At 59.8% G+C, this 22747-nt stretch carries 25 protein-coding genes and 1 tRNA gene; 13 read left to right on the top strand and 13 right to left on the bottom strand.

Features of this window, described 5'->3' with window-relative positions; all coding sequences use genetic code 11:
• Positions 1 to 76 precede the first annotated feature (76 nt).
• Entirely contained in the window at positions 77 to 784 is a 708-nt protein-coding gene (locus tag GJ699_RS04570; RefSeq protein ID WP_154373541.1) for a fumarylacetoacetate hydrolase family protein, read from the top strand.
• Between the two features lie 5 nt (positions 785 to 789).
• Here GJ699_RS04570 and GJ699_RS04565 read toward each other — a convergent pair whose 3' ends face one another.
• Complete coding sequence (locus tag GJ699_RS04565) at positions 790 to 1614, bottom strand: SIR2 family NAD-dependent protein deacylase (protein WP_154373540.1); 825 nt, start codon at positions 1612 to 1614, stop codon at positions 790 to 792.
• 70 nt (positions 1615 to 1684) lie between these two features.
• On the opposite strand from GJ699_RS04565, the gene GJ699_RS04560 reads away from it, so the two are divergent.
• Positions 1685 to 1761 (top strand) — tRNA-Pro (locus GJ699_RS04560).
• Between the two features lie 123 nt (positions 1762 to 1884).
• Here the strand turns inward: GJ699_RS04560 and GJ699_RS04555 are convergent.
• Entirely contained in the window at positions 1885 to 2091 is a 207-nt protein-coding gene (locus tag GJ699_RS04555) for a helix-turn-helix transcriptional regulator (RefSeq protein ID WP_229261943.1), read from the bottom strand.
• Between the two features lie 39 nt (positions 2092 to 2130).
• Here GJ699_RS04555 and GJ699_RS04550 point away from each other — a divergent pair, with 39 nt between their 5' ends.
• On the top strand, positions 2131 to 3093 hold the full coding sequence (locus tag GJ699_RS04550) for an IS481 family transposase (protein ID WP_154373538.1): 963 nt from the start codon (positions 2131 to 2133) through the stop codon (positions 3091 to 3093).
• Between the two features lie 22 nt (positions 3094 to 3115).
• Here the strand turns inward: GJ699_RS04550 and GJ699_RS04545 are convergent, their stop codons facing one another.
• Positions 3116 to 3979, bottom strand: coding sequence for an HNH endonuclease signature motif containing protein (locus GJ699_RS04545; RefSeq protein WP_154373536.1), 864 nt, complete (start codon positions 3977 to 3979; stop codon positions 3116 to 3118).
• Positions 3980 to 4135: 156 nt separating this feature from the next.
• Positions 4136 to 5152: a hypothetical protein gene (locus GJ699_RS04540; protein ID WP_154373534.1), complete on the bottom strand. Its 1017-nt coding sequence runs from the start codon at positions 5150 to 5152 to the stop codon at positions 4136 to 4138.
• A 296-nt stretch (positions 5153 to 5448) separates the two neighbouring features.
• On the opposite strand from GJ699_RS04540, the gene GJ699_RS04535 reads away from it, so the two are divergent.
• Both GJ699_RS04535 and GJ699_RS04530 read left to right on the top strand, forming a co-directional pair.
• Positions 5449 to 5628, top strand: coding sequence for a hypothetical protein (locus tag GJ699_RS04535; RefSeq protein ID WP_154373532.1), 180 nt, complete (start codon positions 5449 to 5451; stop codon positions 5626 to 5628).
• A 22-nt stretch (positions 5629 to 5650) separates the two neighbouring features.
• Positions 5651 to 5941 carry a hypothetical protein gene (locus tag GJ699_RS04530; protein WP_154373530.1) on the top strand — a complete coding sequence of 97 codons (291 nt, stop codon included), beginning with the start codon at positions 5651 to 5653 and terminating at the stop codon, positions 5939 to 5941.
• Here GJ699_RS04530 and GJ699_RS04525 read toward each other — a convergent pair.
• The 4 genes from GJ699_RS04525 to GJ699_RS04505 form a co-directional block, all read right to left on the bottom strand.
• Positions 5922 to 6470, bottom strand: coding sequence for a hypothetical protein (locus GJ699_RS04525; RefSeq protein WP_154373528.1), 549 nt, complete (start codon positions 6468 to 6470; stop codon positions 5922 to 5924). The two genes, GJ699_RS04530 and GJ699_RS04525, sit on opposite strands and share 20 nt — an antisense overlap.
• Positions 6471 to 6856: 386 nt before the next feature.
• Complete coding sequence (locus GJ699_RS35260) at positions 6857 to 8338, bottom strand: tyrosine-type recombinase/integrase (RefSeq protein ID WP_371867455.1); 1482 nt, start codon at positions 8336 to 8338, stop codon at positions 6857 to 6859.
• Positions 8339 to 8946: 608 nt separating this feature from the next.
• Positions 8947 to 9360: a type II toxin-antitoxin system HicB family antitoxin gene (locus GJ699_RS04510; protein WP_154373526.1), complete on the bottom strand. Its 414-nt coding sequence runs from the start codon at positions 9358 to 9360 to the stop codon at positions 8947 to 8949.
• A 38-nt stretch (positions 9361 to 9398) separates the two neighbouring features.
• Positions 9399 to 9575: a type II toxin-antitoxin system HicA family toxin gene (locus tag GJ699_RS04505; protein ID WP_154373524.1), complete on the bottom strand. Its 177-nt coding sequence runs from the start codon at positions 9573 to 9575 to the stop codon at positions 9399 to 9401.
• A gap of 284 nt (positions 9576 to 9859) precedes the next feature.
• On the opposite strand from GJ699_RS04505, the gene GJ699_RS04500 reads away from it, so the two are divergent.
• The 8 genes from GJ699_RS04500 to GJ699_RS04465 all read left to right on the top strand — a co-directional run bounded on the left by GJ699_RS04500 (position 9860) and on the right by GJ699_RS04465 (position 16627).
• Complete coding sequence (locus GJ699_RS04500; RefSeq protein ID WP_154373522.1) at positions 9860 to 10375, top strand: hypothetical protein; 516 nt, start codon at positions 9860 to 9862, stop codon at positions 10373 to 10375.
• Positions 10376 to 10509: 134 nt separating this feature from the next.
• Complete coding sequence (locus GJ699_RS04495) at positions 10510 to 12831, top strand: TonB-dependent receptor (protein ID WP_154373520.1); 2322 nt, start codon at positions 10510 to 10512, stop codon at positions 12829 to 12831.
• 45 nt (positions 12832 to 12876) lie between these two features.
• Positions 12877 to 14028, top strand: coding sequence for an amine dehydrogenase large subunit (locus GJ699_RS04490; protein ID WP_154373518.1), 1152 nt, complete (start codon positions 12877 to 12879; stop codon positions 14026 to 14028).
• Positions 14028 to 14582, top strand: a complete 555-nt coding sequence (locus tag GJ699_RS04485; protein ID WP_154373516.1) for a MauE/DoxX family redox-associated membrane protein — start codon at positions 14028 to 14030, stop codon at positions 14580 to 14582. The genes GJ699_RS04490 and GJ699_RS04485 overlap by 1 nt, the downstream gene beginning before the upstream one ends.
• Complete coding sequence (locus GJ699_RS04480) at positions 14579 to 15175, top strand: thioredoxin fold domain-containing protein (protein ID WP_154373514.1); 597 nt, start codon at positions 14579 to 14581, stop codon at positions 15173 to 15175. The genes GJ699_RS04485 and GJ699_RS04480 overlap by 4 nt, the downstream gene beginning before the upstream one ends.
• A 15-nt stretch (positions 15176 to 15190) precedes the next feature.
• Positions 15191 to 15733, top strand: coding sequence for a methylamine dehydrogenase light chain (locus GJ699_RS04475; RefSeq protein WP_154373512.1), 543 nt, complete (start codon positions 15191 to 15193; stop codon positions 15731 to 15733).
• Positions 15726 to 16181: a c-type cytochrome gene (locus tag GJ699_RS04470; RefSeq protein ID WP_154373510.1), complete on the top strand. Its 456-nt coding sequence runs from the start codon at positions 15726 to 15728 to the stop codon at positions 16179 to 16181. Before GJ699_RS04475 ends, GJ699_RS04470 begins: the two co-directional genes overlap by 8 nt.
• A gap of 41 nt (positions 16182 to 16222) precedes the next feature.
• Entirely contained in the window at positions 16223 to 16627 is a 405-nt protein-coding gene (locus tag GJ699_RS04465; RefSeq protein WP_154373508.1) for a cytochrome c family protein, read from the top strand.
• A gap of 9 nt (positions 16628 to 16636) precedes the next feature.
• On the opposite strand, the gene GJ699_RS04460 is transcribed toward GJ699_RS04465, so the two are convergent.
• The 5 genes from GJ699_RS04460 to GJ699_RS04440 form a co-directional block, all read right to left on the bottom strand.
• Entirely contained in the window at positions 16637 to 17878 is a 1242-nt protein-coding gene (locus GJ699_RS04460; RefSeq protein ID WP_154373506.1) for an amidohydrolase family protein, read from the bottom strand.
• 85 nt (positions 17879 to 17963) lie between these two features.
• Positions 17964 to 18902, bottom strand: a complete 939-nt coding sequence (locus GJ699_RS04455; protein WP_154373504.1) for a LysR family transcriptional regulator — start codon at positions 18900 to 18902, stop codon at positions 17964 to 17966.
• Positions 18903 to 18979: 77 nt separating this feature from the next.
• Positions 18980 to 20347 (bottom strand): glycoside hydrolase family 1 protein, encoded by a 1368-nt coding sequence (locus GJ699_RS04450; protein ID WP_154373502.1) that lies wholly within the window; start codon positions 20345 to 20347, stop codon positions 18980 to 18982.
• A 90-nt stretch (positions 20348 to 20437) separates the two neighbouring features.
• Entirely contained in the window at positions 20438 to 21325 is an 888-nt protein-coding gene (locus tag GJ699_RS04445) for an alpha/beta hydrolase (RefSeq protein WP_154373500.1), read from the bottom strand.
• 14 nt (positions 21326 to 21339) lie between these two features.
• Complete coding sequence (locus GJ699_RS04440) at positions 21340 to 22581, bottom strand: amidohydrolase family protein (protein ID WP_154373498.1); 1242 nt, start codon at positions 22579 to 22581, stop codon at positions 21340 to 21342.
• Positions 22582 to 22747: the final 166 nt, after the last annotated feature.

Here is a 22747-nt window from a genome sequence, read left to right as displayed (position 1 = left end):
AATGTTTCGCCCCGCTGCAATCGGGCGCGGGCTGTTGTACCATGCATGATCTCCCTTATCTGCTGAACGGAGCATCATGACATCCTACGTAATCCCCGCCCACGACATCGTGGGCCTGCCGGTCGCAGGCACGTCCGACCTGTTTCCCGTGCGCCGCGTCTACTGCGTGGGCCGCAACTACGCCGGCCACGCGCGCGAAATGGGCTCCGACCCTGAGCGCGAACCACCATTCTTCTTCTGCAAACCGGGCGACGCCCAAGCCGTGATTCCGGCCGCGCCGAACCGCGTGCTGGAACTGCCGTATCCACCGCTGACCAATAATCTGCACTACGAGTGCGAACTGGTGGTCGCCATCGGCAAGGGCGGTGCCAATATCGCGGTGGAAGACGCGGCGTCACACATCTTCGGCTACGCGGTCGGTTTCGACATGACGCGGCGCGACCTGCAATTCAAAATGCGCGACGCCGGCCGTCCTTGGGAAATCGGCAAGGCGTTCGACTTCTCGGCGCCGATAGGCCTGATTCACCCTGCGGCAGACGCGGGCGACATCAACCAGGCCGCGATCCAGTTGGATGTGGATGGCGTGACCAAGCAGTCGTCCACCATTGCGCATCTGATCTGGTCGATCAACGAGACCATTGCCAACCTGTCCACGTTGTTCACGCTGGCGCCGGGCGACCTGATTTTCAGCGGTACGCCGGAAGGCGTGGGCGCCGTGGTGCGCGGCCAGGTATTGGAAGGCAAAGTCGAAGGCTTGTCGCCGATTGCCGTTAAATTGGTATAAATCGTTTATAGTAAAGCGTCTATCGCGGCCAGTGCCGCGAAGGCGCCGGAAGCCAGTCCCACATCATGCGGACTGGCGACCTGCGGCTCGCGCGGATTGATGCGCACCATGCGTCCGCCGAGCTGCTGCACCACGCTGTGGCCGAAGTGGCGCACCGACGGAATCGCGGTGCCCGCGCCCAGCTCAATCACCAGCGGCCGTTGTGCCTTGCGCAGCAGCGCGTGCAGCCGGCGCTCCTGAGCGGCCGAGCGCTGCTCGATCCAACCCCAGTCGCCAAACATCAGAATATTCGGTCGTGCCATGCCGCCGCAGTGCGGGCAGGTGGGGGCGGCGTTCAGCAGGCGGCAGGCATCGTTGTCGACTTGAGGCGTGTAGTCGTCCGCGCTCCAGATATCGGCGCCGCAAGGCTCCAGGCATTGCAGATGATGGATAGAGCCGTGGCACTCATAGATGCGCTGCGGGTCGAAGCCGGCGGCCTGGAAATGGCCATCGACGTTGCTGGTGAAGACGCCGACGCCATGTTCCATCCGCTCGCCCCATTTTCTTAGCAGTGCGAAGCCGGCATGCGGCACGGTGGCGCGATACAGATTGAGACGGTGTCCGTAAAATCCCCAAGCCAGCGCGGGATCATCGTGAAAGGTCGACGGTGAGGCAACGCTGGTGAACTCCATGCGCGCGCGGCCGAGGGCGGGATAAGCCTGCCAAAAACCCTGATTGCCGCGAAAATCCGGCAAGCCGGAATCGACACCCATGCCGGCACCAGCGGCCACGACCAGCAGGTCGGCTTGTTGGACAAGAGCGGCGGCGCGTTCAAGATCGGCGGGGTTCATGAACGGTATCTTAGCGGCCCCAGGCAAACATGACAAATACTTAAACCGGCTGCTATAATAAGCTGTTCGTCGGGGCGTAGCGCAGCCTGGTAGCGTACGTGCATGGGGTGCACGGGGTCGGAGGTTCGAATCCTCTCGCCCCGACCAACAAAATCAAAGACTTAGGCCAGCTGAGACGCTGGCCTTTTTTGTGCCTCGAAAAATCACCCCTACATTTACCCCTACAAATCGGCGGCCTCGGATGGAGCGTCTTGGTACGGGGTGGGACGATTATGATTTCGGCCGGCTTGCCGCAATGCGATCCAACTGCCACTGCGTCACCGCGCCCGAATCCCATGCAACCGCGTGCGGCCCGATTTGGATCGGCGCCGGAATCGTCCCGGCCTTCACAGCGCGCAGGACGGTGCTGCGCGACAGGCCGGTCGTGGCGATTACCGCTGGCAGGCGGATGAAGGTCTTCATTTCGGCCATGTTCATTGTGCGATTCATAGACATCATTTCAATTAAAATGGCGTCATGAATGACGATATCTGGAAGCGGCTACGATGGGTTCAGTTGTACGAGGAACTCGGCAACGCAGGCGTTGTATGCCTGCGTTGCGGCATCTCGCGGCCGACGCTGCGCAAGTGGTGGACCCGGTATCAAGAACACGGAGAGGCGGGCCTGCAAGAGGAAAGCCGCCGGCCTAAGTCCTCTCCGTTCAAGAAAGTGTCGCCAGCGCACGAGCAGCTGATTACAGACCTCCGCAAACGCAAACTTGGGCATCGGCAGATCCAAAATGAGCTGCGCCGCCTACACGAAATTTCGCTATCGACTGCGACGATCCATAAAGTCCTGGAGCGCATTGGCAAGTCAATACTGAATCACAAACGGGCCTATAGAAAACAGGTCGTTAGGTACAGCCGGCCCACCCCTGGCGATCGTGTGCAGATGGACGTCTGCAAGATCGCCCCTGGCATCTACCAGTACACGGCCATTGATGACTGCACACGCTACAAGGTCCTACGGCTCTTTCGCCGCAGAACAGCAAATAACACGATGCAGTTCTTTGACGCAGTGATCGAAGAAATGCCGTTCGCGATCCAACGAATTCAAACAGATCGCGGGCGCGAGTTTTTCGCCACAAAATTTCAGGAGCGGCTTCTAGAGTGGGGAATTAAGTTTCGTCCCATCAAGCCTGCATCGCCGCACCTAAACGGCAAGGTGGAAAGATCGCAACGAACTGATCTCGACGAGTTCTATTCCACAGTCGATATTAAAGATCCATTGCGCCCTGATTTGCTGGCGGAATGGCAGCACTACTACAACTGGGATAGGCCGCACAGTTCTCTCGATGGCAAAACACCTGTTGAGCGCCTTACCGAACTCTCCGACAAAGCACTGCTATGGGAGGAGGTCAGCGCGAAATTCGATCCGTTAAAAGAGCGTCTTCAGGAACAGAATTATCGGGCTGAACTAGCGCTGCGAAAATTGAAATGATGTCTGTGAATCGCACATCTAATTACACCGTTGGAGGTTTCCAGTGTAACAGTATCCTATTCGTTGGCGTGAAGTCGGGTGCTTGGCGGATTGAGGCGGGAGTTTGTTGATGTTCAAACGTCTGTTCTGAAATATGGCCGAGGTAGCCCGTGGCCACGCCGGGCACTTCATCGAAAGTGTTCCCGCTAAGCGTGAATTCAAATCCACTCGACGAACTTACGCGTACCTTCCCTGCTTCGTCTGCTTCGATTCGATCACCGTTGACGAACATATTTAGGCGTTCGACACTAATTCCCTCGCCGGGACGAAACTGAAGGCGTAGCGATATACTTCCGGCCGCATCCCTAATTGTGATGCGGTTCCCTTCCTGTAAGACATCCCATTCGTCAGCTCTCCCAAACCACTCATTTCGCACGATTTCCGCAGAGAGCAATCCGCGAGAATTAAAAAATTTTCCAGATATCAAATATGGGCCGCCTGCCTCTGCAGGGCTCTCAACGGTGATGATGGGGTATCCGCTGACGTTTAAAGGTTGACTGCTGCGAGTCCACTTATTTGTACCTAGAAAAAATTCTGGATACTGGCCCGGCACAGCATGCAGTGGTAGTGTGTGGAAACCCGCATCTAAGCATTTTGGAGCCGCGTTTTTTGCAAGAATGTAGTCTTTTGGCAGCATATGCTTATCGAACTGTGTATGATGATTCGGGCACAACAGTGTGAGATTGTCGGCGTCATGCTCGCGAACAACTGCATACGGTTCTATGTGAGCATATTCTATGATTGCTAATCCACAAACTACACATCCGAAGCCGCATCGCTGACGCACTTCACGCTTAATTGGTTCGGAGATTTTTTCTCTTTGTTCATGGTTCGCATCGTCGCTCATGTTTACTCCTTTTGGCACCGGTTAAGAAAAATTCTAATCCATCTGGGCACTAACCCAGGCTTCTGTTGTGCTGGCATCACACGGGCATTCGTTCGCCCAGAGAAAGCCCACCGCCTTTGGTAGTGGGCTTTTTGCATATTTCGGCCGCTAACTCTTTTACAAGTCTCCGTCTAAAGAGAACAAGTGTCTCTGTACATCTCCAGCATTGGTGCGGGCGATGTCTAATGAGTGATCATGCGTGAGTAATACGTACGTCACCATGTTGTTTAAGTCGTCGAAGTCCCGGCGGTGCAGCGTGATCTGTTGTCCGGCGTTGAAGTCCGCGAAAGTTGGCCACACTTGCCGCATGCCTAGGTCCATTAACATGCTGTGCAGAGGTAAGGTTTTGTTCCCAAAGAAAGGCTTGAAAACTTGCGGATGCGAAGGATTTGGCGTGAACTCTCTCATCCCGGTTGAGTTGGAAATTGCATTTATCAATGGAAGATAACCAGGGTCCGCTGGAGAAAATTTATCGATGACGTTCTGCGCCGAGGACCAGAGCGCCAAAAATATTAGATTCCCCATGACCATAGTAACGAATCCAGTGTTGGGGCTGATAGGAGCCGCTTCAGTTTCGCTGATGATGGCTAACGCGCGGTACGTACACTCATGAGAATTGTCGCCATCGTATTTTGAGACCCAGACTGATAGGCCAGTCATAGGTCGCTGGGTTCTGTAAAAATCGAGACGAGATTCGGAGGGAATACTATTTAGCTCTGGGTGGAGGAATTGTCGCACCATAATGAAGGAAGTCATCCACTTAGCCACAAGCTCTCTACCGCTGTCGTCCAACACAAGCGGCCCGCCATTGAGTATCGGTTTCAGTACTTGGTTGGTGTGGTCTTGAAGTGTACTTCCCCATCCACTATTACAACTGTCGCACAAAATATTTAGGCGAAAATTCACGGAGCCCTTGTTTCTCGGCGAGGTGAAGCTTGTTAGATCATATCGCGCGACAGAGTTGCCACTTCGCGTTCTAAGTGTTAGTTGAAGATCTGGATAGTTGGTTGCGGACGTTGCCTTCGATACCCAATGAGCAAACATGTGCTCACCAGTCAGTTTTCGCTTCTCTCCACAAAAAATGCAGTTGCCTACTTCTGCGTCACCTTCAACTAGGGCTATATATCGGTTCATCACATCGCCTCCGTGGCGGTTGTTGTATTTTTAATTCTATCACCGGAATTTTCTAAGCCAACAAAGGGGGGTATTCGCCGGGGCTTAACAACAACGACGTGAAAAACTATGCGACAACACCACTATAGCGATCTGATCACCCGCGCCGTGCGCGAGCGTGACGGCCTTACTCTGGACAAGATCGTTGCCTAACTGGTGGACGCCGAGCGTACCCGCGAAATCCTGCGCGCCAAGGGCTGCGGCGCCACAGGCATGTCGGCCAGCGCCACCGCAGCGCAGGTGCCAGACGCGAACTGATGGGTAAGCTGCAGACGCTCAAGCCTCGGCTGGCCAGCATGATGACGCCGAAGCTGGCAACCATCCAGCCCGGCAGCTGGCGCACCGAGAAGCAGAGCAGCACAGCGCGCGGCGCGGTTAGCTGCAGCAACTGGCCGGCGCAAAGGCTACGACTTGCGCGGACGCCATGCCCTACGTGAACCAGCTGCTGGAGAAAGTCCGATGAAACCACGAAACGCACCACAAATTATTCCAAAAATTATTCTGGTGATCGGTGCGGCGTTGCTGGTGGGCTGCGCAGGCACGCGCGCGCCAGTGACTCAGCAGGTCGACGTGCCGGTCGCGGTGTCCTGCGTGAAGTCCGATAAGGTGCCGGCCAAGCCCGTCTACGAGTTCGACAAGTTGACAGCGGAATCCAGCGACGGCGCGAAGGTGCTGGCCCTGGCGAACGACTGGCCGCGCGCCAGAAAATATGAGGGCGAGCTCGAAGCCGTCATTGCGGGGTGCAAATGATCAAGGGGCCGCTGTTCTTATTGGCGGTTGAGCAAATTTGAACTTGCACCGTAGTTACTGACGATAGTACCTGCTCCGAAATTGTCGATAACCCGTACATAGCGACCCCTAGACCGAAAATGCCTTGCGAAATGTACAGGACGGTAAAAGCGAATGTGTAACTTATTAATTTGAACTTATTAGTTTTGTCTTGAAGAAAAATAGAATATTTATCAGATTTGTTAGTTTGTTTTTCGTATGCGAGTAAACCAGGTTTAGCCAGCTCGGTTAGCCCTCGGCTACGTTTGTCTACTATCCAGAATATGATGGCGAGCAAAACAATGAATAAGCCTGCCGCGATGAAGATATAAGGCGAATAGTGTTTATCGTATGCAGTAAGTACACCACCATTTACGAAGCCAGAAAGAATAACAAAAAAATTGAAAGCTTTGATCCGTTGGTCAGCGTTGAACTTGAAGTGGTCCCATAATTGATCACGCTCTTCTATCGTTATAGGCTCTTCTAAAATTTTTTCGTCATTTTTTGTCATGGGGCGCAGGTAATTTGAAATTAATTACTAAATTCTATCCCAATCAAAAGCATCAAAAACTATTCGAATGTAACAACGACAAGGGCCGCCAGCACCTTGGTCTGGCGCCCGCTTTCATGTAGGCGCTGGCGTAATCACTGCCAATTGTCCGGACCGGAACACCTCGACAGGGTAGTGCCGCAGGAAGCCACGCGTATTCGGTATGGTCGCACTTCAGCCAGTCGTCCCATTCCGCGTGCGGCAGGATCACCAGCGCTCGCTTCTCGTCGCCCGTTTTATGGAAGCGGCGCATCAGCGGGTAGTCGGCGGTGTGCACTCCAACACTCAGCAGTGGCACATCAACTGCGTCGAGTTGCGCAGCCAGTACTCACTTGCCTTACCAGGCTTCAATCCATCGTTCCACCGCTTGCTGGTTGACCCACAGGTGACCATCGACAAACTTGCATTCTTGTCCATCGAACCATTTGCCGTTTTTTTCGCCTCGCCTGCACAGCATCCATCGTATCGCCTGAAATTTCTAAGTACCGATCCAGCTTAATCCACTTCATGGCGATCTCAGATAGGCGCTTTCCTAGCGCCGTCCAAGCGGACCGTTTTTCCTCAGCGTAGTCGTGGTGTATGTAGTGCCGCCGGACCTTGCTGCCCTGTAGGACATGATTTTGGCAGCGGTCGATAATATCGAGCGATATACCCAGCTGCTGCATCATTGTCGCGCCGGTGCGGCGCAGGTCGTGAGGCGTCCAAGTGCCGTTGGCGCCGCCGGCAAGCACCAGCGTATTGTCGTTGCGGCGCCCCTTCAGGACGCGCGCGCCGCCATCCTTTGCTTTCTTGAACATCACCTGGCGGTCGCCCAGCTGCTTGCTGATCGACTTGACGTCGAGGTGGCCGGCGGCACCGCGATTCGGGAAGCACCACTCGGTGTGACCTGTGGCGGCACGCAGTGCTTTGAACTGCTCCAGCGAAAAAGGTGAGAGGTAGACCGTCAGGTTGGCCACGTTGTCTTTCAAGTTGGCCTTCGGGATGAACCACTCGCCGGCGTCTAGGTCGACGTGCTCCCACCTGGCCATGGACATTTCGCCGACCCGGCACAGCGTCGACAGCATGATCCAGATGCCGCGCTGCGTGGCTTGTTCCAGCGGCTGCGGCGCCACGCGCTTGTTCGGCGCCGCGTCGTACTCCTCCTGCATCTTCACCATCAGGTCGCGCAGCTCGCGGATCTCGTCCGGCGCCAGCACGCGGTCGCGATAGTTGTCCATGTCGTAGTCGGGGGGGATCTTGTCGATCTCGATCAGCTCCATCGGGTCGCCCTCAATCATCAGCTTGCGCCACGGCTGCCGCTTGTGGGCCCAGGCGAACATCTGCACCAGGTTGGCATAGGTCATCACGGCCGACCGGTTCACACCACGATCGACCATCTTACGCAGCGCCGCGCGCAGATCATGCTCGGTCAAGTCCTTGACGGCGATGGCGCCGACTACCGGCAGCACGTCGGCCTTGAACATCCGGAGCAGCATGGCGTTGCCATCCTTGCGGCGGACGCCGTCGCGGACCCACTCTTCGAACATATCACTCACGGTCAGGTCTTGCGCGCGCTTCGCCTCGATCTCGGCGAGCTTTTGCGCCGCCTCCTGCTGCATCTCGTGGCGAGCCAGCTTTTTCTCCACCGCCGGGTTTATCACCGCCGCCGCCTTGTCGCGCGCAGCATCGCGCGCCGACCTTATCGATACGAGGCTGTCGGCCGGCCAGGTGCTACAAGAAAAATCCTTGAGCTTTCCGTTGAATCGGAAGCGGTAGTAGAATGAAATCGCGACGGTACTTTCGCCCTTCGTGCGCACCCGCCCGAAGAGATTCCCATCTTCCCGTACCACCGACCCCGGCTTGAGCCGGAGTGATTGCTTCTAGTCCCCGCTGTGTTAGTTTTGGCATTCTTTTTTATACAGGGTCGGAGGTAATGAAAATTTACCCCTACAATTACCCCTACAAGTTCGTGAACTCGCAGTGTATCGTCTGGAACCCGCTGGAACAAATTATTTCACAAGTCGATGATTTTAAATGGAAAAAAACTCAGTATGGCATCGTGTGAAACTTGCTGAAATGCATCATTGATCCCATGGAGTGCACGGGGGCGGAGGTTCGAATCCTCTCGCCCCGACCAACACAATCAAATCAAAGACTTAGGCCAATCATCAGATTGGCCTTTGTTTTTGTAGTCGCCTTTACGGGTGAGACGCTCGGACGCACTACTTTTACCGTGCCACGCTGCCATAGCGTTAGCCAAGCGGTTGTGCCGGCAACCAGCATCGACAGCACTGAAGCAATCAGGCTGCCAATAGCCACCTCAGTCGATAATTCCATCTGCTACTCACCATGCCTTATTGGTATCGATATTAAAGCAGTATATCGTGGGGACGGTAGTGAAAAAAATTCCAGAAACTACCATTGACGACCTAGGTGGTCATTTTCGACGGTGGGAAGTTTAGGCCACGGAGAGCTCAAGCTGTTTGCCCAGCGCTGACATGGCGTCCTCGATGCGATCGATACGGGTAGTGTGCTTGAGATCGATCAGGCGATTAACTTCCTGTCGAGTCGTATCCATGCGGCGCGCCAGCTCGGACGGGATCACCTGTTGATCGAGCATTTCATTCAACAGCAAGATCTTGGCAACGACACTCGCTGGCAGTGGAATTGGGCGTTCCTTGGGGCGCGTGGCCGACGGTGTGGGAACCTTGCGCTTTTCCTCGAAGTAGACCTCCATTGCGGCGAGCAAGACATCCTTGGCCATCTCAAAAGCCTCTTGTTCATCGTCGCCTTGGGTGATTGCCTCCGGGATGTCGCGAAAGGTGACAACGAACCCGCCGTCCTCGGGAGTAAAGGTTGCTGGATATTTCAAGCTTTTCTCCTTCGGTATCTATGGCTGCGTCGATGGGCTCACTTCAGATTAAGTTGCTTTTTTACTGCCTCGACCAGTCCGGTTCTCAGTTCCTTCGCAGGATGTCGCGGCAAGAAGCTTGTTTTGCCGTTCAGTTTGACTTTCACATGTTTGGCGCCATCCTCGAAAGTCGCGCCAAACTGCTTTAGCCATTTCACAAACTCACTCTGCTTCATCCCATATCCTAATAATGTATCCAAAATTGATTACAGTGGCAAGTGGATGCGCAAGCAAATTTATGAAATCGGGGAAGGAATCAAAGGATCATTCATGGCTGAAGAGAATGCAAAGCTTCCTAATTATTCAAAGTTCGGTGAGCGTATCTGAAGAGGTGAAATGCCTGATGACCTAGCTCAACTACGCTGATCGTAAGGGACTCGGAATTCAATCTGCATTCGCAAGGTCTAAACGTGTCTGTACCGGCTTGATTAAGGCCGCCTCCACCTCCGAAGAGCTAGCTATGTCAGATGACGAACTTGGATATCTTTGGAGTCGTCGCTCAGCCATTCAGCTGCGTGCGTTGATGAATCGCATTTACTATCAGGAGCGGCAGCGGATCTTTGAGACGCGCGAAGGGGTCATCAAGGTGATTGCCATCTTGGGCGGATCGCTGGCCTTTTCAAAAATCGCGGATGCCGAGCTGGTGCAGTGGTGTGCCGCAGCCATTACAACCAGCACAGCGGCGTCGCTGGTGTTCGGCTTTGGCGCCAAGGCTCGCGACAGCGCAAAGCGGAATTCGGAGTGGGCTTTGCTGGAGCGCGATATCGAGTTAGCCGGGCAGCGCGACTTCACTGAAGCCGATGTCGCGCGTTGGGCCGCGCGCTGTAATGAAATCGAAGCAGGGGAGCCAGCGGCGCATCCGGCGCTGATGGAGCGCTGCTACCAACGCGCCTGTACCGCACTTGGCCATACACCGGAAACCGCAATCCCCCTCTCATTCTGGCAACGCCACTTCCCGCCCATCGTAATTCACTAATTTATTCAACTACTTATATCCGACCTAACTTTATTTTTCTGGCAAGCTTATTGCAGAGCATCTCCTTGCAGCATGGTTAACTTAATCAACTAGCCCCGAACGTCTCCTTTTGGGGCACCAAGGAGAGAAGTTATATGGATGTTCGACGTAAATTGGTCGCCAGCGCTGCACTGGCGGCTTTCAGTGCCCCATCTTGGGCACAGCAGCAGTCCGATGAAATTGAAGTGGTGAAGGTCACCGCGCAAAAGCGCAAAGAGGATCCCGCCAAGGTGGCGATGAGCATTACCGCCGTCACCGGCGCGCAACTGCAAGCAGAACACGTCAACGATATTACCGACCTCACTCGGGTGGTGCCGAACATCTCCTTCACTGCCGCCAGCGGCAACGGCGGTGCGGGGCCGGGCACGTCGAATATCGAAATTCGCGGCATCAGCTCGACCGCCGGTGCGGCCACGGTGGGCATGTATCTGGGTGAGACGCCGATCACGGTGGGTAACGTTTACACGATGGGGAATATCGAGCCGCGCTTCTTCGATATCGATCGGGTCGAAGTGCTGCGCGGTCCGCAGGCGACCTTGTACGGCGCCAGTTCCATGGGCGGCACCATCAAGTTCGTGCCGGTCGAACCGGATCTGAAGGAACGTGAATTCAGCACCTACACCGAAGCCTCGAATACCAAGGGCGGTAGCCCCAGCTACTCGGGCAATGTGATCGGCAATTTCCCGCTGATCCCCGATGAACTGGCGCTGCGCATTGGCGTGCAGGCGCAGCACACGGGCGGCTATATCAACCAGGTGGACAACGACGGCAATCTGCTGGCCCGTAATATCAATCAGATGAGCGACCAGGAATTGCGCGCCGCGTTGAAGTGGAAGCCAACGCGCACGCTGACGATTTCGCCATCGGTCTATTTCCAGCGTGTCGATGCCAAGGATATCGACGCCTTCAATCTCGACATGCCGTTGTACCAGGCGCGCAAGGTGGTGCGCGAGCCGTCGATCGACAAGCTGCTGACGCCCAGCGTCACCATCAACTGGGACATGGGTGGCGCCGATCTGACCTCCACCACCAGCTACTTCGAACGCAAGTTCGATCGCCAGCAAAACGGCTCGGAGTACAGCAGCTATGCGATGTCCAGCGACCTGACGTCGATTGAAAATGGCGGTAAAGCGCCGCAGGCGCTGATTGATGCGGTGGTGGCGCTGCCGTCGGTGGTGTACCTGAATAATCAGGTGCGCCAGGTAGCGCAGGAGTTCCGCGTGGCCTCGCATCCGTATGACGAGAAGGTCTCGCCGTGGACCTGGTTGGTCGGCACTTACTTCTCCAATCAGCACACCAATATCACCGAGGATGATCCCATCCCTGGCATCACCGCCACCTTTGCCTCGTTTGGTTTCGATATCGCCGACCCCACGCTGCTGCCCGACGCCGCGCCAGGCCAATTCCCGCACGATAGCGTCTACGCGGGCATCTTCCATTATCGCGAGAAGCAGGGATCGGTGTTTGGCGAGTTGAATTACTACTTCTCGCCCACCGTGCACGCCACGTTCGGCGCGCGCTATCTGAAGGCGAAATCCACGCTGTCCCAGATCAACAGCAACTACGGCGCCGGCCCGGGCGACAACAGCAGCGCGGATATTTCGGCCCATGCCTTCACGCCCAAGTATGCGCTGACGTGGGAAGTCGATCCCGCCAACACTGTTTACACCAGTGTGTCCAAAGGCTTCCGCCTGGGCGGCGCCAATGTCTACGTGCCCTCGGTGACCTGCGCCGGCGATCTGCAAGATCAGGGGCTGACGGACGCGCCGATCGCGTATGCCCCGGATAGCTTGTGGAGCTATGAAGTGGGCAGCAAGTCGCGCTTCCTTAACAATCACGTCTCGCTGAATGCCGACGTGTTTTACGTCAAGTGGAAGAACATCCAGCAAGCGGTGTATATGCCGAACTGCGGCTACACCTACAACGCCAATGCCGGCAATGCCACCACCAAGGGCTTCGAATTCGACATCAAGGCCAAGCCGATGCCGGGCCTGACGCTAAGTCTGTCGGCCGGCTACGTCAAGGCGGTGCTGAGTGACGACAGCGGCATCGCCAATGGCGTGGTGGGGGCGGTGGCCGGTGCGCGCATCCAGGGTGTGCCCAACTATAACGCCGCGTTGAACGCTACTTACAACTTCTCGGCATGGGATATGCCGGCATTTGTCATGGGCGGCATGCAGTGGGTGGGTTCCAGTCGCGGCACGCTCGATCCGGACCAGACCGACTATGAACGTCCGGGCTATCACACCAACGATTTCAGCACCGGCCTGACCATGGGGGCTTATACGTTCACCGCTTTCGTCAAGAACGCGTTTGACACCAAGACCATCATCCAGCATCCGCAGGTGGCGTCGATTGTGCAGGGTTATCGACTCACGCCACGCAGCATAGGCGTCAGCCTGGCCACCAAGTTCTAGGCATGGAGTTTGCTCGATTCAGTGAAACACCTCGGGAGATTATTTATGGTAGTTGGCAAGGTATGGGGACCGCTGTTGGCGCTGTGCGCCATCGCGGGTGTGGCCGATGCGGCGGATGCATTCAAGCCGGAGTCGGTCACGGTGGAGGCGCGCATCAAGCCCGGTCCGAATCTGCTGGTGCTGGACCAGGGCTGGTCCGGCGCCAGCCGGCTGACGACGTTGTCGGCGGACGATTTATCCAACAAGGGTTCGGTCAGCATGGGGCTGGAGGCGCAGTACACCGTCAGCAAGGACAAGCGCACCGCGTATGGCATGTCAGTCTACGCCAAGCGCATCATGTGGGGGCCGGAGGAGGTGGTGCTGGAGGAGTTCGACCTGGCCACGCAGACCGTCCGGCGCGAGATCGCTTTATCCGAAAAGTCAGTCCACGGTGGTGCACAGGCGAATATGCTGGCGCTCAGCGACGACGAACAGTTCATCCTGGTGCAGAACGCCACGCCGGCGACTTCGGTCAGCGTGGTGGATCTGAAGGCGGGCAAGGTGATCGATGAAGTGCCGACGCCGGGCTGCTTCGGTGTGTATGCCGCGCCGTCCGGACATCGCTTTTCCACCCTGTGCGGCGATGGCACGCTGGCCAGCTACGAGTATACGGCGGCCGGGCAGCACTCGGCGCCGGTGCGAAGCGCGAAGTTCTTCGATACGGATACCGATCCGGTGTATCCAACCGCGCTGCGCGCCGGCAGCAGCTGGCTGTTCCTGAGCTTTAACGGCAATGTGCTGCGCGTCAGCGATGCAGCCAGCAAGGCGGTGCTGGAGTCGCGCTTTGCGTTGGCTACCGGCGTGGCCGGCAACTGGGCGCCGGGCGGCGTGCAGCTGATGGCGTATAGCCCGCAGCATCAGGTGCTGTTCGTCGCCATGCATCCCGATGCGCGCGAGGGCAGCCACAAGGACGCGGCCAAGGAAGTGTGGGCGGTGGACCTGAAGCGGCAGAAGGTGCTGTATCGCTCGGTGGTGGAACCGGTCAAGTCGCTGGTGCTGCTGGACCAGGAGTCGCCACTGCTGTTCGGGTTGAACGAGACCGGCCTGCTGTACCGCTACGAGGTTGATCCTGAAGCGAAGTTCGCGCTCAAGCCGACCCACAAGGTATCGAATGCCGGCCAATTCACGGTGCTGGGCAGCGCGGGCGGTGCGTTGTGATGCCGGCCTTGATGGCGATGCTGGCGTTGGCCGTGTCCAGCTTTCTGCTGATGCTGTTCGCCTTCGCCTTGCTGCACAAAGCTTCCGGCTTTGCGCGCTTCACCGGCTTTGTGGCCGCGTACCGCATTCTGCCGACGGCCACGGTGGGCATCGTCAGCGCTTTGCTGATCCTTGTCGAAACGGTGACAGTGGCGTTGCTGGTGTGGGCGCCGCTGCGGGCCGTCGGCCTGTATTCGGCCGCCGCGTTGCTGCTGCTGTATGGCGTCGCCATCGGCTGGAACGTGCGGCGCGGACGCACGCATATCGACTGCGGCTGCGGCGGGCCGGCTCATGCCGTGTCGGCGCCGCTGGCACTGCGCAATCTGTGCCTGGCGCTGGGCGCGGGCATGTGCGCGGCGGTGCCGACGCAGTTGCTTGACCAGGCGCAGGCTGCGGTGGCACTCGCGGCGGGCGTGATGGCCTGGCTGATTTTTCAACTGGCGTCGATCGCGCTGAGCATCCTGCACCGCGCCGGCACGACCGCATCGCTCAAGAATGAAAGGACTTCTTCATGACCACCGTGTATTTTATTCTCGGCTTTTTTGCGCTGGTACTACTGGTGATGATGGTGGTGCTGGTGGCGCTGGCGCGCCAGATCGGCGTGCTGTTTGAACGTATCGCGCCGGTCGGTGCCATGGTCAATGACAGCGGGCCGAAGATCGGTGAGCTGGCACCGTCCTTCCGTCTGGACAGCCTGACCGGCGGCAGCATCCAGGTCGGCGCGGCCGGCAGCGGCAGCACGCTGCTGTTCTTTCTGTCGCCCAGCTGCCCGGTGTGCAAGCAACTGATTCCGGTGTTAAAGGACATCGACAGCAGCGAGCGCGCCTGGCTGCGCGTGCAACTGGCCAGCGACGGCAGCGCGGCGCCACACCGCCAGTTCATCGAGCAGCAGCAATTGCAGGCGTTCCCGTATGTGCTGTCGGAGCAGCTGGGCGTGACCTACCGCGTGGCACGGTTGCCGTTTGCGGTGCTGCTGGATGCCGACGGCGTGGTGCGCGCCAAGGGGCTGGTCAACAATCGCGAGCAGCTGGAAAGCCTGTTCAACGCGGTGGAAACCGGCCATGCCTCAATCCAGGCATACGCGCAATACCAGTCCGCTCATTCCTAAGATTTGGAGACCTCCATGTTTCATCTGTTTGAAATGATGTTGAAATCGCTGGACCGCGTTACCGAGCAATCGGCGCGCAAAGCCGCGCGCCAGATGGGGCGTCGCCACATGCTGGCCAAAACCGGCGCGCTGCTGGCGGGCAGCGCTTTCTTGCCGGCGTTGCCGTTCTATCGCGGCACCGGCCTGGCGCAGGCGGCCGAACCGGCCACCGGCATCGTCCCCACCCAGTGCACTTACTGGCGCTACTGCGCTTTGGATGGTGCGCTGTGCAGCACTTCCGGCGGCACCATGACATCCTGTCCACCGGGATCGGAAGCGTCCAAGGTGGCTTGGGTCGGCACCTGCCGCAATCCCGAGGATGGCAAGAACTATCTGATCTCGTATAACGACTGCTGCGGCAAGGCGATGCTGCCGAACGCGCTGTCTTGCCTGAACAGTGAGCGCGAGCGTCCTGGCTATCGTATGGGCCTGCACAACGACATCAACTGGTGCGTGGCCAATACCAACAAGGGCTACCATTGCACGGTGACTGTGGCAGTGGGGTTGGCCGATGAATAAGCGCAGCCTGATTTACACGCTGGCGCTGCTGGGCTGCTGCGCCGGGCCGCTGCCGGCCAGCGCGGCGCCGGATGGAGCGGCGCTGTTCCAGCAAACCTGCGCCGCCTGTCATGGTGCCGATGGCACCGGCATTCCAGGGCTGGCGCCACCGCTGGCCAATCCGGAGCTGTGGTCGACGCTCGGGCCACAGGCGCCGCGTTATCTGGCGCAGGTGATGACCGGTGGGCTAAGCGGCACCATCACCTCCGCCGGCGTCACCTACAGCGCGCTGGTGATGCCGCCGCAGAGCCAGATTTCGGCGGCCGACCTGGCGCTGATTTCCGGCTATGTACTGGGTACGCTCAATGGCGGCAAGCTTTATCCCAGCCAGGCGGAGATCGAGGATGCGCGCGCGCAGCCGCTGCCGCGCAGCGAATTGCGCCAGTGGCGCAACGGGAAGAAGCCATGAGCGTGCAGGCGACCGCGCGCTGGCTGCTGGCGCTGGCCCTCGTGGCTGGCGTCGGAGTCGATGCGGTGGCGGCCGGGCCGGCGGCGAATTACCTGCTGCGCTGTTCGGGGTGTCATGGCGCGGATGGCAGCGGGGCGCCGCAAAGTGGCATTCCGCCGTTCCCGGGTTTTCTCGATGCGTTTTATCGTGATCCCGAGGGGCGGCGTTATCTGTTGCATGTGCCGGGCGTTGCCAGTTCGGGCTTGAAGCCGGGGGAGATCGCCACGGTGTTGAACCTGCTGGCCCAGCGCTGGGGCACCGAGCCGGCGAGTCTGCCCGCATTTACCGAGGAAGAAGTGCGGCAGCGACAGGCCGAACCGGTTGCCGATCTGGTTGGATTGCGTCAGCGGCTGGCGGCCCGTTATCAGGCGGCCGGGCAGCCGGTGGCGCCGTATCCGTGGCCGTAGCCGTAGCCGTTACAGGGCGACCGGCTCTTTGTGGAAGCGGCCATCTTTCATGATGGCGTGCAGGCGCTTGCGATCCTGCAGGATGGTGATGTCCTGCAGCGGATCGCCATCCACCAGCAGCAGGTCGGCCAGGTAGCCAGGCTTGATGCGGCCCAGCAGATGCTCCATGCCCATCAGTTCACCGCCCAGCCGCGTGGCCGCTTCCAGCGCTTCGCGCGGCGTGTAGTCGAAGTGGCGCACAAACAGTTCCAGATCGCGCGCATTGCGCCCGGTCGGGTTGAAGGGGAAGCCGTAGTCACCGCCCGGCAGCAGGCGCACACCGCGCCGGCGCAGTTCCGGTATCAGCTCGCGCTGGCGTGCCAGCACTTGCGCCGCGCTCTGCTTCATGTCGCTCATGTCGATATTGTGCGGCTGCTCGGCATCCAGCGTGGCCTGGACGATGCCGACCACCGGGGCGACGAAGATCTCATCGCGCCGGTCTTCCATCATGTCCAGCGCTTCGACGTCGGCCCAGGTGCAGTGATACAGCACGCGGAAACGGGCCCGCAGCGCCATCTTCACCGCCGCCGCAGCCTGGGCGTGCGCCGCCAGCCAGACGCCGGAGATGCGCGCCTGATCGCCGGCCGCGGTGGCTTCTTCCTGGGTGTACAGCAAATCCTGCGAGCTGCCCGGCTTGAGCGCGTCCTCGCCCGACAAAATGAATTTGACCGACTTGGCGCCCAAGGTCGCACATTCGCGCACGAAGGCGCGCACCGCTTCCGGTCCGGTGCCATGCGGGTCGACCACGCCGCCGTCGAAGATACCCAGGTTGCTGCTGGTCGGCGGTTCGCGTTCGATGGAGGAGGGGATCAGGCGCGGACCGGGCATGCCGCCGCTCTGGATAAAGCTGTTCAGCGTGACTTCGATGGTTTTACTGAGCGCGCCGGCCGAATAGGCGCTGGTGTAGCCGTGATCGAGCAGGATGCGCGCGTTGCGCGCGGTGCTCAGTATCATGTCTTCCAGCGGCAGCTTAAGGGTGGGGACATAGCGCTCCACCGAGCTTGGCCAGGTCAGGTGGGCGTGTGCCTCCACCAGTCCCGGCATCAGCGTGCGGCCGCCGCCGTCGATGTGGCGGTCCGCCACGCCGCCCAGCGCTGACGGATCCGCACTCAGTTCGACGATGCTGTTGCCTTCAACGCGCACCGCGCTGATGCCCGGCAGCGATCCGCTGCCGTCAAAAATACTCACGTTATGAAAAACGATGCCGGGCATGGCATTCCTTCCGATTGATAGCCCCATCTCAACAGCATAGCCCCGCAGCCCGCCATGGCGAAGCTGATTTTGGCGATACCTGCTATCACCGCGCCCGGAGGCTGAGCTCCTCGTGCGGCGGCAGCGATTTGGCCACTTCCAGCATCACGCCGCGCAGCCAGATGTGGCATGGGTCGTTTTCCTGGAAGCGGTGCCATTGCACGCATTCGGCCATCAGCGGCAGGGTGTGGGGCAGGGGCATCAGGCGCACCGGCAGGCGGCGCGCGCAGGCTTGCGCCAGCCGGGTGTGCATGGTGGCCACCAGGTCGGTGCCGATCAGCACCGAGGCCATGCTGACGAAGTCGGAGGTGGTGACCTTGACGCGCCGCTGTACGCCCTGGCTCTGCAGCATCAGCTCTTCAAAGGTGGGCGAGCGTGGACGGCCCAACAACGGCGCCACATGCGGCAGGCGGGCATAGGTCTCGGCGTCCAGCGTGTCGCCGACCTGGGTGTTGCCCTCCCAGATGACGGCGCAGTAGCTGTCCTCGAACAGCAGCCGTTGCGGGTGTTCCTCGGCCAGGAAGTGGCGCGGGATGATGAGGAAGTCGTTCTCGCCGCGGCGCAGCTGCTCGCTGGCGTCGTCCGACAGCGGCACCAGGTCCAGCGTCATGTTGGGCGCGTCGCGCAGCACGCGCGCCACCACGCGATTGAGGAATACCTCGGTCGCGTAGTCGGACACCATGATCTTGACGGTACGGGTTTCCTTGGCCGGGTCGAAGCTGACGCGCATGCCGACCGTGGCCTGGATGTGCAGAATCAGGTCGCGCACCGGCGCTTCCAGCTGGCGGCCCAGCACCGTCGGCTCCATATTGCGGCCGACGGCGGCCAGCAGCTCGTCCTCGAAGAACTCGCGCAGGCGCGCCAGCATCCCGCTCATCGCGGACTGGCTGACGTTGACGCGCGCAGCGGCTCGGGTGATGTTCTGTTCCTTGAGCAGGGCGTCGAGCGCCAGCAGCAGGTTCAGATCGAGGCGGTTGAATCGCATGCCTTACCCTCCATGAAGCGACGGATACATGGTAAGCGATGCCCGCGCCGGCGCGCAAGCAGGCAATTCCGGCCGCATCAGATGCCGTTCTTGCGGGCGATGGCGCCCAGCAGACGCGCACTCGGCTTGATGGTGCGGCGCATCGTGGTGCGATCCACCGCCACCAGCCCGAAGGTAGGCTTGTAACCGAAGATCCACTCGAAGTTGTCGAGCAGGGACCAGTGCAGGTAGCCGCGCACGTCGATGCCGTCGCGCATGCAGTCCGCCACGCTCTTGAGCGCGCGCTGGATGTATTCCTCGCGCTGCTTGTCATCGGTGACGGAGACGCCGTTTTCGGTGACGTAGATCGGCAGCTTGGTGCGGCTGGCGGTATAACGGATGGTGGCGCCCAGCGCTTCCGGCCAGAACTCCATGCCGTTGGTGGTCAGGCGCGCGCCGGCTGGTGGCGGTTGCTCACCTTCCGGCGATACCAGTGCGCGGGTGTAAGTCTGCACACCGACGAAATCACCATTCTCGGACAGCGCCTTAAACCACGGCTCATACGCGATGGCGCGCTTGCGGTCGCGCATGGCGGGATCGCCCACCGCCTGGTCGTCGGCGATGGCCAGCGACAGGCCGACCGGCAGTTTGGGACAGGCCGCCTTGATGGCCTGGTAGCCGAGGCGGTGGCCTTCCAGCAGGCCGGCTTCGATCTTGTTGAAGTCACCGAAGATCCACGACGAGAACTTGCCGGTGCCGGCACGTTCGCCGGCGGCGGCCAGCATGGCCTTTTCCGGCGGGATGCCGGTCATGCCGGACAGTGGACCTGGAATACCGAACAGCAGGCGTGGCAGGTTTGGCTCGTTGAAGGTGGTGGCCACCGTCATCAGCGAACCCAGTTCCTGGGCCACCTTGGTGCAGTAACGCGCGAACAGCTGGGCCGCGCCTTCCACTTCCCAGCCACCACGGCCGGCGAACCAGCGCGGCGTGATGAAGTGGTTGAACGACACCACCGCTTTAACCTTGTACTTCTGGCACGCCTTCAGCACATCGCGATAGTGCTCGATACCGGCCACCGAGAACATGCCTTCTTCCGGCTCAATGCGCGCCCACTCGATCGAGAAGCGGAAGCTGTTCAGGCCCAGCGACGCCAGCATGGCGATATCTTCCGCGTACAGGCGGTAGTGATCGACGCCTGCGCCCGAAGGCTCGGCGAAGATGGTTGGCTTGACGTTCTCCAGCAGCCAGGCGTCGCTGGCGAAGTTGTCGCCTTCGACCTGGTGGCCGGCGGTGGCGGCGCCCCACAGGAAGCCCTGCGGGAAGCGGTAGCCTTTGTCGGCGGCGAAGGACAGCGATGGCAGCAGCGTGCCGCCGGCCAGCGCGGCGATGGTTTTCAGGGTGCGGCGGCGCGACACGCGCTCGCCCGAGGCGGCGCCTGGCGCCTGCCCGATAGAGGAATCATGCATTTTTGTCTCCGTTTGTACTGCATTTTTTATGGGCTACACCATAACAGTGTGTTACATCAGCCGTAAAGTACTACGTGCAGATAGCACGTATCACGAATTCTGATCGCGCACGAATTTGAGCAATGTGGCGGACAGGCTTTCGTCTCCGGTATTCACCGCGTAGACTTGTGACAGGTGGTTGTGGCCGGGTACCACGTTGATCTCGGGATCGTAGCCGTGCTGCGTCACCAGCCGCGCGAACAGTTCGCCGGCCTGCACCTGCATCTGCGGCGGGTCCAGTTCGGCATAGCTGATTAATAAGCGCATCGGCGCCGCGTCGACCAGGTCCACCGTTGACATCCCTGCATGCAGGGCCAGATCGGCGCCGAAGTAGGCTTCATTGCGCGGGTCCGGCGTGGCGACGCCGAACTGGCGGCGCGCGCGCAGTTCCAGCCCGGCGTTGTAGACGCCGGAGATCAGCGCCACGCCAGCCGGATTGAAGCCGCCGGCAGGGTGGAAGCGCTGGATCAGCGAGGCCGCCGCCACGTGCGCGGCACCGGCCGATTCGCCGGCGAGAATGATGCGCTGCGGGTTGCCGCCGCGTCGCGCCACATGCTCGCGTGCCCACGCAAACACGGCGGCGGCGTCTTCGGCGCCGGCCGGCCAGTGGCTCTCAGGGCCGAGACGGTAGTTCGGCACGATGGTCAGCACGCCGTGGCGCGAGAAGTAGCGGCCGAAGTTTTCACGATCGGCCTTGTCGCCACGGATAAAACCACCGCCGTGCAGGAAGATCAGCACTGGGTGGCCGCCTTCCGGCGCCTCGCCCAGCGGACGATACACGTCCAGCACATGGCGCGCATGCTCGCCATAGGACAGGTTGCGTTCGACGCTGCCGCCAGTTGGCGAGTTTTCCCACAGCGGCGCATAAAGGGCGCGCGCCGCCGGCGGATCGATGGCGGTGCCGGCCGCGCGGATCACACTTTCGAGAGGGTGGCTCATGCGTGTTCCTTGGCTTAGCGCGCGATCAGCGGATCTTTGTGGAAGGCGCCGTCCTTCATGATGGCGCGCAGGCGTTTGCGGTCCTGCAGCACGGTCACGTCCTGGTCCGGCGCGCCGTCCACCAGCAGCAGGTCGGCCAGGTAGCCGGCCTTGATCTGGCCGAGTTCCTCGCCCATGCCCATCAGCTGACCGCCCAGCAGGGTAGCGGCGTGCAGCGCTTCCACCGGCGTGTAACCGAACAGGCGCACAAACAGTTCCAGATCGCGTGCATTGCGGCCGTTAGGATTGAACGGGAAGCCGTAGTCACCGCCCGGCAGCACGCGCACGCCGCGACGCTTCAGTTCCGGCATCAGCTTGCACTGCAGTTCCAGCACTTCGGCGGCGCTGCGCTTCATGTGGCTCATGTCGAAGTGCGGTGGCGGGTTGGCGTCCAGCGTGGCCTGGATGATGCCGATCGCCGGCGCGACGAAGATCTCGTCGCGCTTCGCTTCCAGCAGGTCCAGCGCTTCGCTGTCGGCGTAGGTACAGTGGTACAACACGCGGAAGCCGGCGTTCAGCGCCATCTTCACGGCGTCGTTGGCCTGAGCGTGGGCCGCCAGCCAGACGTTGGATTCGCGCGCCTGTTCGCCGGCGGCGTTGGCTTCTTCCTGCGAATACAGCAGCTGCTGCGATGCACCAGGCATCAGCGCATCTTCACCGGACAGCAGGAACTTGACCGATTTGGCGCCCAGTGCCGCGCAGCCGCGTACGAAGTTGCGCACCGCTTCCGGGCCTGTGCCGTGTTCTTCCACTTCGCCAGGGCTCAGCTCATCCGCGCTAGGTGGCGAACGCTCGATGGAGGAGGCGATCAGGCGTGGGCCTGGCATGCCGTTACTGTCGATGAAGGTCTTGAGGGTGGTTTCCACCGTTTTGCTCAGCGAGCCGGCCGAATAGGCGCCGGTGAAGCCGTGGTCCAGCAGAATGCGGGCGTTGCGGGCGGTGGTCAGTACCAGGTCTTCCGGTGGCAAAGCCATGCCGGGCACGAAGCGCTCCACGGAGCTGGGCCAGGACAGGTGGGCGTGGGCCTCGATCAGGCCGGGCATCAGCGTGGCGCCGGCGCCGTCGATGACGCGGTCACCGGATTGTGGCGCGATAGCCTCAGTGGCGCTGACCTGGGTGATGCGCTGGCCTTCCACGCGTACCGAGCCCTTGCCGTCGGTGTTGAGCATGTGCGCGCCGTCAAAGATGCGCACGTTATTGAAAATGATGCCGCTCATGGTGTCTCCATTCTTGTGTGATCGAATGGAAGCAAAGTCTAGCTACCCGCCGTAAGCGTCCAAAGCCTAATTTCGTGATACCTGCTATCGCGCACAGGAATCACAAACCGCGATAGCTCGTATTGAAACACAGGCTTATGAGATTGCGAGTATGGACTGCTATCTT

It is taken from the genome of Duganella guangzhouensis, from assembly GCF_009674535.1.
GTDB lineage: Bacteria > Pseudomonadota > Gammaproteobacteria > Burkholderiales > Burkholderiaceae_D > Rugamonas > Rugamonas guangzhouensis.
The sequence above is the reverse complement of the archived record's forward strand: the minus strand, read 5'-3'. Positions and strand labels throughout refer to the sequence as shown.

Excerpts from the sequence above, each read along its gene's own strand:
- GJ699_RS04565 (WP_154373540.1), bottom strand. The coding sequence starts at position 1,614 with ATGAACCCCGCCGATCTTGAACGCGCCGCCGCTCTTGTCCAACAAGCC.
- GJ699_RS04540 (WP_154373534.1), bottom strand. The coding sequence starts at position 5,152 with ATGAACCGATATATAGCCCTAGTTGAAGGTGACGCAGAAGTAGGCAAC.
- GJ699_RS04490 (WP_154373518.1), top strand. The coding sequence starts at position 12,877 with ATGGTAGTTGGCAAGGTATGGGGACCGCTGTTGGCGCTGTGCGCCATC.
- GJ699_RS04530 (WP_154373530.1), top strand. The coding sequence starts at position 5,651 with ATGAAACCACGAAACGCACCACAAATTATTCCAAAAATTATTCTGGTG.
- GJ699_RS04505 (WP_154373524.1), bottom strand. The coding sequence starts at position 9,575 with ATGAAGCAGAGTGAGTTTGTGAAATGGCTAAAGCAGTTTGGCGCGACT.
- GJ699_RS04480 (WP_154373514.1), top strand. The coding sequence starts at position 14,579 with ATGACCACCGTGTATTTTATTCTCGGCTTTTTTGCGCTGGTACTACTG.
- GJ699_RS04475 (WP_154373512.1), top strand. The coding sequence starts at position 15,191 with ATGTTTCATCTGTTTGAAATGATGTTGAAATCGCTGGACCGCGTTACC.
- GJ699_RS04495 (WP_154373520.1), top strand. The coding sequence starts at position 10,510 with ATGGATGTTCGACGTAAATTGGTCGCCAGCGCTGCACTGGCGGCTTTC.
- GJ699_RS04455 (WP_154373504.1), bottom strand. The coding sequence starts at position 18,902 with ATGCGATTCAACCGCCTCGATCTGAACCTGCTGCTGGCGCTCGACGCC.
- GJ699_RS04525 (WP_154373528.1), bottom strand. The coding sequence starts at position 6,470 with ATGACAAAAAATGACGAAAAAATTTTAGAAGAGCCTATAACGATAGAA.
- GJ699_RS04470 (WP_154373510.1), top strand. The coding sequence starts at position 15,726 with ATGAATAAGCGCAGCCTGATTTACACGCTGGCGCTGCTGGGCTGCTGC.
- GJ699_RS04460 (WP_154373506.1), bottom strand. The coding sequence starts at position 17,878 with ATGCCCGGCATCGTTTTTCATAACGTGAGTATTTTTGACGGCAGCGGA.
- GJ699_RS04535 (WP_154373532.1), top strand. The coding sequence starts at position 5,449 with ATGGGTAAGCTGCAGACGCTCAAGCCTCGGCTGGCCAGCATGATGACG.
- GJ699_RS04500 (WP_154373522.1), top strand. The coding sequence starts at position 9,860 with ATGTCAGATGACGAACTTGGATATCTTTGGAGTCGTCGCTCAGCCATT.
- GJ699_RS04550 (WP_154373538.1), top strand. The coding sequence starts at position 2,131 with ATGAATGACGATATCTGGAAGCGGCTACGATGGGTTCAGTTGTACGAG.
- GJ699_RS04545 (WP_154373536.1), bottom strand. The coding sequence starts at position 3,979 with ATGAGCGACGATGCGAACCATGAACAAAGAGAAAAAATCTCCGAACCA.
- GJ699_RS04555 (WP_229261943.1), bottom strand. The coding sequence starts at position 2,091 with ATGAACATGGCCGAAATGAAGACCTTCATCCGCCTGCCAGCGGTAATC.
- GJ699_RS04485 (WP_154373516.1), top strand. The coding sequence starts at position 14,028 with ATGCCGGCCTTGATGGCGATGCTGGCGTTGGCCGTGTCCAGCTTTCTG.
- GJ699_RS04445 (WP_154373500.1), bottom strand. The coding sequence starts at position 21,325 with ATGAGCCACCCTCTCGAAAGTGTGATCCGCGCGGCCGGCACCGCCATC.
- GJ699_RS04450 (WP_154373502.1), bottom strand. The coding sequence starts at position 20,347 with ATGCATGATTCCTCTATCGGGCAGGCGCCAGGCGCCGCCTCGGGCGAG.
- GJ699_RS04440 (WP_154373498.1), bottom strand. The coding sequence starts at position 22,581 with ATGAGCGGCATCATTTTCAATAACGTGCGCATCTTTGACGGCGCGCAC.
- GJ699_RS04570 (WP_154373541.1), top strand. The coding sequence starts at position 77 with ATGACATCCTACGTAATCCCCGCCCACGACATCGTGGGCCTGCCGGTC.